Raw genomic sequence first — 10,083 nt, forward strand, 5'->3', positions numbered from 1 at the left:
CCGCCCATGGCCTTCCTGTTCGACGATGACCACCGACAGATCGTGCAGGAGGCCGAGCGCGTTCTCTCGGCCGGTTTCTCGCCTGAGCGGCTGCGCGACCTGCTGGAAACGACCGGTGCCGTCGACGATGCCTTCTGGTCCACCTGCGCCGAGATGGGGTGGACCGGTATCGCCATCGAAGAGGATCACGGCGGCCTGGGCCTCGGCCCGATCGAGCTGGGTCTGACCGCCCAGATGGCCGGGCGTTTCGCCGTCGGCGCGCCCTTCCTGACGACGGGTTTTGGCGTCGCCGAGGCCCTGCGACTGCATGGGACCGACGACCTGAAGTCGGCCCATCTGCCCGGTCTGGCCGACGGGTCCGTGATCGGTGCGATCTGGCTGACGACCGCGATGGAAAGCGGTGCCCTGCCGACCCTGGCCGAAGGTCGATTGACCGGCGCGATCGGTCCGGTGGCGGCGGGGCTTCAGGCCGGGTTGCTTGTCACACTCGCGCGCACGCCGGAGGGTTCGGACGCGCTCGTGCTGATCGAACTGGATGCCTCCACGCGCCGCACCGCCGTCCAGACCTTCGACAACTCCAGGGGTTACGCCGACCTGACCTTTGACGGGGCACCGGCGATCGTCCTGAATGGGGCCGATGCTGGCGCGGCCTCGCTCGATCTGATGGCCCGGGTCGCCGTTATCGTCGCCTTCGAGCAACTGGGGATCGCCGAAGCCTGTCTCGACCGCGCCCGCACCTTCGCCAACGAGCGCGAGGCCTTCGGCCAGCCGATCGGAAAGTTCCAGGCGATCAAGCACCGGATCGCCGAGATGTATGTCACCAACGAACTGGCCCGAGGCGCGACCCTGCGCGCCGTCCTGGCCGTGCGCGACGGCACCCCCGACCTGATTGCCCTGGCCGGTGCCGCCCGCCTGATGGCCATCGATGCGGCCGAGTTCGCCGCTCGCGAGGCGATCCAGACCCACGGCGCGATCGGCATCACCTGGGAACACGACCTGCACCTCTTCTATCGCCGCAGCCGGGCGCTGGCGCTGGAGCTCGGTGCCCCCGCCGCCTGGCAGGACGTCGTCGCGGGCCGTGTCATCGGAGCAGCGGCATGAGCACCTTCTCGCCCGAACTCGAAGCCTTCCGCGCCCGCGCCATCGCCTTCATGGAGCCCCACCTCGCCGAGTTCGGTCAGGCCGCCCGCAACGGCCTGTCGCTCGACGAAGACATCGCCCTGGCCCGGCGCTGGCAGGCCACGAAGCAAGCGGCAGGCTTCGCCGGCATCACCTTCCCGACCGAGTACGGCGGCGCAGGCCTGGGCCAACTGGAACAGGTGATCTTCGTCGAGGAGGAGTCCGCGCGCGGCTTCCCCTCCCCCTATTTCGTGATCAGCCTGTCGATGCCGATCCCGATGATGCTGCGCTACGCCACCCCCGAGCAGAAGGCGCGGTTCGTGCCAGCCGCCCTGCGCGGCGAACAGATCTGGTCCCAGCTGTTTTCCGAACCCTCGACCGGGTCGGACCTGGCGGCGGTGCGGACGCGGGCGACCCGCGACGGCGACGACTGGATCCTGTCGGGCCAGAAGGTCTGGACCACCTTCGCCCAGTATTCCGACTATGGCGTCATCGTCGCCCGCAGCGACCCGGACGCGCCCAAACATCGCGGCCTGACCTATTTCTTCGTCGACCTGAAGGCGCCGGGCGTCACCGTTCGCCCGATCAAGCAACTGCACGGGGCCGAAGAGTTCAACGAGGTCTTCTTCGACGACGTCCGCATCCCCGACGCCTGGCGGCTGGGCGAGATCGGTGCCGGCTTCCGCCTGGCGGTCGAGACCCTGATGATCGAGCGCTATACGGCCGCCTCGGACGAGACCGGCTTCGGGCCGCCGCTCGAGGCCCTGATCGCGATCGCGCGAGACACCGCGATCAACGGCCGTCCGGCGACCGAGGACGGCCGGGTCCGCGCGGTCATCGCCCGCAACTGGGCCGTCCAGCAATCGCTGTCCTCGATCCACGAGAAGTCGGTGATGGAACTGGCCGCTGGTCGCGAGCCGGGTCCCGAGGGCTCGATCCACAAGCTGGTCGGTAGTCGGGGTCGCCGCGAGGTCGCGGTCTGTGCGCTGGACCTGCTGGGTCCCGGTGGCCTGCGTTTCGACGCCGCGTCTCACCCCCGGCCCAAGACGGACTTCGCCATGTCCTGGATGGACCAGCCGACCCTGCGCATCGCCGGCGGCACCGACGAGATGCTGCTCAACACCGTCGCCGAACGCATCCTGGGCCTGCCCCAGGACTATCGCCCCGACAAGGTCGCGAAGGCCTGACGACGGATCCGGCGCTCAGCGCCGCCCCGAGAACATGGCCCTGAGCGAGTCCTGTTCCTCCGGGGAATAGACTGAGGTGTCGAGCGTCACGGTCACGCCTTCGATCCTGCCCTGGTACGGAAACGCATCCGAATAGGCCAGGCTGACCGGCACGCCGCCGTTCCGTCCGACCTCCAGCCCCTGGTACGGTCTGCCGAAGATCAGGCGACGCTCGGCGATCTCGCCCACGACGACGTCATCCACCGACAGCGTCAGACGGCCGATGAAGGGTCTCTGACGCATCCTGCATTCCAGCCGGATAACGCGTGCGTCCTTCGGCAAGGCAACGCTCATCTCGATGGCATAGCGATGCGGCCGGGCCTGGGCTTCGTAGATCAGCCGGCCGTCCTTCACATAGAGGGCGCAACCCAGGAACATATTGCCATAGGCGACCAGAACCCCGTCGCCGACACCGCCGGGTGCCAACCTCACCTCGATGACGTGGGACCGCCCAAAAAGCGCCGGTGCCCCATGGGCCAGCAGCCGTTCCATCGGCGGCACGATATCCCAGCGCGAGCGGCCACCGCCCTCGGACATACTGGTGAAATAGCGCTCGGCCGTGGTGCGCAGATCCATGGGCAGGACCTGATAGTGCCGCGCCGCCGCCCACCATTTTCGGTCCAGCTCGCTCAGCTTGTCAGGGTGTTCGGCCGAGACGTCGGTGGTCTGGTTATAGTCGGTGGAGACGTCGAACAGCTCCCACCGATCGACGTCGAGAGGCTGTCCGTACTGGCGCGACGAGACGATCTCCCAGCCGTCGGCGTGATAGGCACGTTTGCCCTCCATCTCGAAATACTGCTCGCGCCGAACGGTCGGCGCTGCGGGATCGCTCAGGGTGGCGGCGACGCTCAATCCCTCGATCGGCTTGGCCCGCGCGCCGGCGGGCGTGGTCGTCAGAGGAACGATCCCGGCAGCGTCCATCAGGGTCGGAATCAGGTCGATGACGTGCAGGTACTGGCGCCTGAGCTCGCCCGGCGCCTTCACGCCCTTGGGCCAGCGCACGATCAGTGGGTCGGCCACGCCACCGCCGAAGGTGTGGTGCTTGTACATCCGGAACGGCGTGCAGGACGCCATGGCCCAGCCGGTCGAATAGGCGACGCAAGTATCCCGGCCGCCGATCTCGTCGATCATCGCGTGCGCCTGGGTGGGCGTCACCCCGCCCGCTCCACCGGCCAGCAGGTTCGGCGATCCGTTCGGCCCGGCGTCCGGCGATCCCCCGTTGTCCGACATGATGGCGACGATGGTGTTTTCGTCGAGTTGCAGATCCTTCAGGGCCTTCATCAGCCGACCCATGTTCCAGTCGATGCGGCGCACGACCCCGGCATAGGCCTCCATATACCGCGCATGCAGGGCCTGCTGTTCGGGCGGAAGGGTGCTCCACTCCGGCACATTGGCGTCGCGCTCGGGCAGGACCGCGCCTGACGGTGCGACCCCCGAAGCCTTCTGACGGTCCAGCCTCTCGCGGCGAACAGCGTCCCAGCCGGCGTCGTAGCGCCCCCGGACGGCGGTCATATCCTCGGCGCGCGACTGCAACGGCGAATGCGGCGCGGCGTGGGCGAGGTACATCAGGAACGGCGTGTCCGGCGACATGGCCTGATGGCGGCGAATGTCTGCGATGGCCCGGTCGGTGAGGTCGTCCGTGACGTAGTAGTCGTCCCTCGCCTCGATCTCGATGACGGAGTTGCCTTCGCGGAACTCGGCCGGCCGGAAGTAATCCGACGAGTGTCCATGGAACCAGTAGGCGCGGTCGAACCCGCGTTGCAGCGGCCAGTTGGCGGGATCCCCCAGGTTGGCGTCGGTCTTGACCGAGTTCACGTGCCATTTGCCGATGTGATAGGTGCTCCAGCCCCGCGCATGGAAATGCTCGGCGATCGTCGGGGCCGCATGGGTCATGTCGCCGCGATAGCCGGGCGTGCCGTTGTCGGCGTCGGCCAGCCAGCCCATCCCGGCCGAATGGTGGTTCAGACCGGTCAGCAGCGCGACTCGCGTCGCCGAACAGACCCCGGTCGTGTGGAAGTTCGTGTACTGAGCGCCTTCGCGGGCCATCGCATCGATATGCGGCGTCCCGATCTCGCCGCCGTAGCAATCCAGATCCGAATAGCCGAGGTCGTCCAGGAGGACGACGATGATGTTAGGCGCTCCGGCCGGAGCCGCTTCGACCTGACCGTGTGGAGTCGAGGCCTCGACCGGACCGGCCATTCCGGCCGTGCTTCCGGCAACCCCGGCCAGACCGAGGGTGGACAACAGGGTCCGGCGCGAGGGGGCTGTTCTGGACATTCGGATACTCCAACAAAAAGGGGCGAGACCCGACCGGACCCCGCCCCCAAAAGATCAGATCTCAGCCAGAAATCAGAAGTCGTACTTCAGGCGGATCCCGTAGGTGCGGGGCGTGCCAGGCGTGCGGCTCTCGAAGCCCAGCGAGGTGTAGATGTTGAGCATCGAGAAGCTGTATTCCTCGTCGAGCGCATTGCTGACGAAGGCGGCCAGAGTGACCGGCGTGCCGTAGACGTTCGACCATTCTGCATTGAGGTTCAGCAGGTCATATGCCTGGACATCGTTGAACACGGTCGGCGTGTCGTTAGCGAAGAACTCGTCCGAGTGGAAATAGCTCGCGCCGAACGACAGCTCGCCCATGCTGGACGGAATCTCGGGTGAGATGCGCGCCGACAGGCTCCAGATGTTCTTGGGCGTCCGTGCGAAGGGGTTGGCCGTCAGATTGACGTTTCCCGGTGCGATGAACTCGTCGAACTGAGCGTCGGTGTAGGACCAGAAGCCGGAGAATTCGAGCAGGCTGTTGGGGCGGAAGGTGAACTCGAACTCGCCACCCTTCACATTGGCTTCCTGGGCGTTGACCGTCACCGTCGTGATCGGGATGGTCGTGGGATCGGTCAGCAGACGCTGGATGTCCTTGTAGGCGCTGTAGTAGAGCGCGACGTTGGTGCGCAGGAAGGCACCGTTGTCGAACCGCCAGTCGGCCTTCACGCCGCCTTCGATATCGTCGACGATCTCGGGTTCGAAGGTGCGGCGAAGACCCGCCTCGGTCGCGGCGCGGGCGCCGAAGCCCCCGGTCCGGTATCCGTGGCGCGTGGCCAGATAGACCAGTTTGTTGTCGCCGAACTTGTAGTCGAGGCTGAGGTTGTAGGTCGGTTCGCTGTAGTCCACGTCAAGCGGCAGGCGGCAGTTGGCCAGGCTGGTAACGGCGACTTCCGCCGTCGCGGGATTGCCGTCGGCATCGACGGTGAAGCGACAGGCGGCCTGGGTCCGGTTCTTGACCAGGGCGTGACGGCTGTCCCAGTTCTGACGGATGCCGGCGGTCAGTGACAGGCCCGGAACAGAGCCGAACTCATAGGTACCCTGGGCGAACACGGCGTAGCTGGTGTTCTGCGACGTCACCCAGGTGTTGGAATAGGCGGGATAGGCGATGACCCGCGTCGGCTGGACATTGCCGGGATCCGTCCCGCCGGTGACGCTGAGGCCCTGATCCGAGCCCTCTTCCCAGAAGTAAAAGGCGCCCGCGATCCAGTTGAAGTTCCCCATGTCACCGAGCAGTTGAAGCTCGTCCGAATACTGGTGCTGCTCGAACTTGCGCTCGATTTCCAGCAGCGGGATCGGCAGGCCGTCGGTGTCCTCATAGCTATGCGAGGTCACCGAGCGGAAGCCGCCGATGTTCTTCAGCGTGATCTGGTCGGTAAGCTGATAGGTAACGGTGTCGGCGATCGTCAGGCTGTCGACCCGCGAGAAGGCCGGGGTGCCGCTGGCCGTCCGGCGGTTGCCGCGTGCAACCTGGCTGGCCAGCATCGATTCCAGTGTCGGATAGTTGCGCGCCGCGCGGGCAGCGGCCGAGTTGAACGAGCCCGCCGGATTGACGTTGCGGATGAACGAGCCCGAACCGCCTTCGTTGGAATGGTAGGCGTCGACCACGAGGACGTTCATGAGCCGGTCGGTCGGCGTCCAGCGCAGCGAGGCGCGCAGGGCCTGATTGTCGGTATAGTTGACGTTGGTGCCGCGCAGCTCGTCGTAGAGGAACCCGTCGCCGGTGTTGTTGGTCACCGCGATACGGGCGGCCAGGGTCTCGGTCAGCGGCATGTTGACGACCGCCTCGGTGTTGAGGGTGCCGAAGTTGCCGACGGTGACGCCGAGATGGCCGCCAAACTCATTGGTCGGAAGGTTGGGCGTCAACTGGACGATACCGCCGGTGGAGTTGCGCCCGAACAGGGTGCCTTGGGGCCCCTTCAGCACCTGGACCGAGGCCAGGTCGAACAGGGCACCGTTCGCACCCTGCGAGCGCGGGGCGACGATATCGCCGATGTAAAGGGACACGGACGGGTCGGCCAGGATGGTCAGTTCCTGCTGGCTCTGACCGCGAATGCTGAACGTCGGGATGCTGCGGTTGGCGCCCAGGCCGGGCGTGATGACCAGGGCCGGGGCCTGGGTTTGCAGGGCGATGACGTCGGTAATGTTGGCGCGCGCCAGCGCCTGTGGTGTGACCACCGAGACGGCCAGCGGCACGTCCTGGAGGCGTTCGTCACGGCGACGGGCGGTGACGATGACGTCGTCGACGTTGGCGGCCGGCTCCGGGCTGGACTGAGGCGCGGTCTGAGCCTGCGTCACAGCCGGCAGGCTGCACAAGGCCGTCGTGACGCACGCAGCCAGACGCCAATTCCTGCGAATACCCATCAGAGGTTCCCCTTCCCTATTGTTGGCCATCCAGCGATCTGGATGGTTCGAGGCACGCTCTGTCGGCGCGCTCTCATGGCGACACCATATCCATGGCGGCGCTCGTGACTATTGGACCGCCCGCCTGATCGCCATGGCGATATGCAGGTCGGCGGACTGCGCCTGGCTGGACGCCCCGCTCTGTAGTCGAGACCCTGATCCGTGCCGAATTCATTCGCGCGCCATCTGTGAGATCGACCGATGACCCCATCCAAGGCCTTGGCCAAATCCTGGTTCGTGACCGGCGTCTCCAGCGGCCTGGGGCGGGCCATCGCCGAGGCCGCCCTGGCCCGAGGCGACACGGTGGTCGGCACCCTGCGCAAGCCTGATCAGTTCGCCGCCTTCGAGGCCCTCGCGCCGGGCCGGGCTCATGCCATCGCCCTCGACGTCACCGAATCCGCGGTCGTGCCCGGTGCAGTCGACAAGGCCGTCGCGCTGACCGGAGGCCTGGATGTGATAGTCAACAACGCCGGCTACGGCCTGGTCGGTGCGGTCGAGGAGCTGACCGAGGCCGAGGCCGGGCGCCAGATGGACACCAACTTCTTCGGCGTATTCCGCGTGGTGAAGGCGGCGATCCCGCATCTGAAGTCACGCGGCGGCGGATCGATCATCAACATCGGTTCGGTCGCCAGCGCGAGGGGCTTTCCCAGCATGGGGATGTATTCGGCCTCGAAATTCGCCGTGGCGGGCCTCAGTCAAGCGCTGTCGAAGGAACTGGCCCCCTTCAACATCCGGGTCACCGTGGTCGAACCCGGCGGCTTTCGCACCAACTTCGGCTCCGGCAGCATGGGCTGGGCGGCCAACCCCCTGCCCGACTATGCCCGCACGACCGCCTATATGCGTGAATCGATGGAGCGGCCCAAGGCCCCGGCCCAGAACGATCCGGCGCGCGGTGCCCTGGTCATCCTGGCCCTCGCCGATATGGACACGCCGCCGGTCCATATGGCGCTGGGCGCGGACGGACGGAAATATGTGAAGGATGCGATTCGGGCTCGGCTCGCGGATTACGACCAGCATGTCGAACTGGCGGAATCGACCGCCTATCCCGACTGAACGTCAGACGGAGTCGACAGCGACCCGGCGCAGGGGCGGCGGCGCATAGGTCTTGTTTCGCAGTTCCAGCGATGGCCCGTACAGCCGCCCCACCACCTGAAACGGCCCCGCCGGTATCGGCAGCCAGTCACCGAGACGATCGGCCGGTGGCGTGGCGTTCTGCAAGAGCAAGGTGAAGCCGCCCTCGGCGTTTCGACGGATATCGGCGTCCCGGTCCCCCCGCTTGTAGCGACCTGACGGATGCGGCACGAGCAGCCGGGTCGCGGCGTCATAGATGGTATAGGACCAGAATCCCGACACCGGCGGCGCCGCGTAGAAGGTGATCTCGTAGGCCGCATCCGCGCCGTCCACCCGCGCCCCGTCTACATCGATCTCGGCGACCATATAGACCACCTCCTCGGCGCCCGGCCCCCAGATCGCGTATTTGGCGCCCACCGCTCGCGCCAGATAGGCGGCCGGGCTGCCGGTCAGCCGATCCCGCCCACCGCGCAGATCCAGCGGATAGGTCCAGCCGTTGATCGGGGTGTCGATATTGGCGAGCCGGTGCTCGATACGCGCCAGCCCCGCGTCGATCCCGGCCTGGATCGCGGCGGCCTGGTCGGGCGTCAGGGCCGCGACGTCGAACGCCGCGCCCGGCTCCACACCGATGCGCGAGAACCGCTCGAACAGGGCCGCCTCGTCCGGCTGGATCGCCGCCTGGGTCATCAGATGGTTCAGCGTGCCGATGAAATCCGGCGTCGGCTGTTCGAAGAAGCCGCGACCCCGCATGCCCGACGCGGGAGGGGCGGGGAAGTCCGCAGCGTCTGATGCCGGCGGCGGCTCGACACCCCGATACCGGCTCAGCGGGTCGAGGCGATACTGGTCTTGCAGGGCATGGATCGCCGGCTCATCACCTGGCCCCTCGACGATGATCCGTGTGAACAGTTTGATGATCCAGCTGTCGGCGACGACCACCTCGTCCACCCCGTCCGGCTTTGCACCGCTCCACCCCGGCCCGGCGAGCAGATAGCGCCGGGCACCGTTGCCGACGTCCCGCGTGCCCCGGGTGAAGAAATTCATCGTGTACCAGTCGGCGGCCTGGACGTTCTGGAACCGGTGCGGCTCGAACGCGGGCACGCCCAGCACCATCGGCTCGCGCCTCAGGTCCAGCCAGACGGCCGAATACAGGGTGTCGGTATTGATCCACGGAATGGTGTTGTTCAGCGTCGGACTGCCCAGGGTCCGGAAATGGGTGAACCGCCCGATCGCCTGCTTCTCCGGCGCATCCGGCCCCATGGTCTGGCGATGGAAGAAGCCATAGGCGATCATCATCGGATAGGCGAAGAGATAGGCCTCCTCCGCGATGGACGTAAGTTCTGCCGGGGTCAGGGTGGGGTCCAGGGCGGCGGTCACAGCGCTCTCCTCAGCCCGCGAACCGGCGGTCGACCGGTATAGCGTAGCGTTGCTGATAAAAGGCCATGCGGCGGCGCAGATCGCCGACATCGAGACCAAAGTCCTCCGCCGCATAGTCGTGGCCCCCATGCTTTCCCTGCCGGTTATCGTCGATCCACGCCTGCATCGCGCCTTGCGCTTCGGCGCTCAGCGTGTCGCCCGCCGCGGCATAGATGCGCTGCACACAGGCCAGGGGCTCAGCCAGCAGGTCGGTGAACTGAATATCGACGAACCGGGAATCGTCTTCAGGCCGATCCTCGACACCCTTCTTCAACAACCGCTCGACGATCGCGGCCATGTCAAAGCCTACGGCGTGGGGGTTCGGATGATCGAAATAACGCCGCCCGCCATAGGTGGTCAGGCTGGCCAGGGAGATGATCGCCGGAACCGGATCGCGATGCGTCTGCACCAAGATCGCGTCCGGGAACACGGCCAGCAGGGGCTTGAGCTGCTCCAGATGCTGCGGCGCCTTCAGCACCCATCGCTCGCCGCCGCGCAGCCATTGCAGCGTCTGCAGCACCTTGCGGAAATAGCGATA

7 protein-coding genes are annotated in these 10,083 nt (G+C 66.7%); 3 read left to right on the plus strand and 4 right to left on the minus strand.

Going from position 1 to position 10,083, the window contains the following annotated elements; genetic code table 11:
- Positions 1 to 6 precede the first annotated feature (6 nt).
- Together ACILQR_RS01615 and ACILQR_RS01620 are read left to right on the plus strand one after the other, a co-directional pair.
- Positions 7 to 1,101 (plus strand): acyl-CoA dehydrogenase family protein, encoded by a 1,095-nt coding sequence (locus ACILQR_RS01615; protein WP_395649777.1) that lies wholly within the window; start codon positions 7 to 9, stop codon positions 1,099 to 1,101.
- Positions 1,098 to 2,306, plus strand: a complete 1,209-nt coding sequence (locus ACILQR_RS01620; protein WP_395649778.1) for an acyl-CoA dehydrogenase family protein — start codon at positions 1,098 to 1,100, stop codon at positions 2,304 to 2,306. Before ACILQR_RS01615 ends, ACILQR_RS01620 begins: the two co-directional genes overlap by 4 nt.
- Before the next feature lie 15 nt (positions 2,307 to 2,321).
- On the opposite strand, the gene ACILQR_RS01625 is transcribed toward ACILQR_RS01620, so the two are convergent.
- Both ACILQR_RS01625 and ACILQR_RS01630 read right to left on the minus strand, forming a co-directional pair.
- Positions 2,322 to 4,622, minus strand: coding sequence for an arylsulfatase (locus ACILQR_RS01625; RefSeq protein ID WP_395649779.1), 2,301 nt, complete (start codon positions 4,620 to 4,622; stop codon positions 2,322 to 2,324).
- A gap of 72 nt (positions 4,623 to 4,694) precedes the next feature.
- Positions 4,695 to 7,022 carry a TonB-dependent receptor gene (locus ACILQR_RS01630; RefSeq protein ID WP_395649780.1) on the minus strand — a complete coding sequence of 776 codons (2,328 nt, stop codon included), beginning with the start codon at positions 7,020 to 7,022 and terminating at the stop codon, positions 4,695 to 4,697.
- A 240-nt stretch (positions 7,023 to 7,262) separates the two neighbouring features.
- Here ACILQR_RS01630 and ACILQR_RS01635 point away from each other — a divergent pair, with 240 nt between their 5' ends.
- Complete coding sequence (locus ACILQR_RS01635) at positions 7,263 to 8,114, plus strand: SDR family NAD(P)-dependent oxidoreductase (RefSeq protein WP_395649781.1); 852 nt, start codon at positions 7,263 to 7,265, stop codon at positions 8,112 to 8,114.
- A 3-nt stretch (positions 8,115 to 8,117) separates the two neighbouring features.
- On the opposite strand, the gene ACILQR_RS01640 is transcribed toward ACILQR_RS01635, so the two are convergent.
- Positions 8,118 to 9,506: a DUF1254 domain-containing protein gene (locus ACILQR_RS01640; protein WP_395649782.1), complete on the minus strand. Its 1,389-nt coding sequence runs from the start codon at positions 9,504 to 9,506 to the stop codon at positions 8,118 to 8,120.
- A gap of 10 nt (positions 9,507 to 9,516) precedes the next feature.
- Positions 9,517 to 10,083: sulfotransferase family protein (locus ACILQR_RS01645; RefSeq protein ID WP_395649783.1), on the minus strand; the 567-nt coding region annotated here is incomplete at its 5' end.

The organism is Brevundimonas sp., assembly GCF_044239655.1.
In the GTDB taxonomy this organism is placed as follows: domain Bacteria; phylum Pseudomonadota; class Alphaproteobacteria; order Caulobacterales; family Caulobacteraceae; genus Brevundimonas.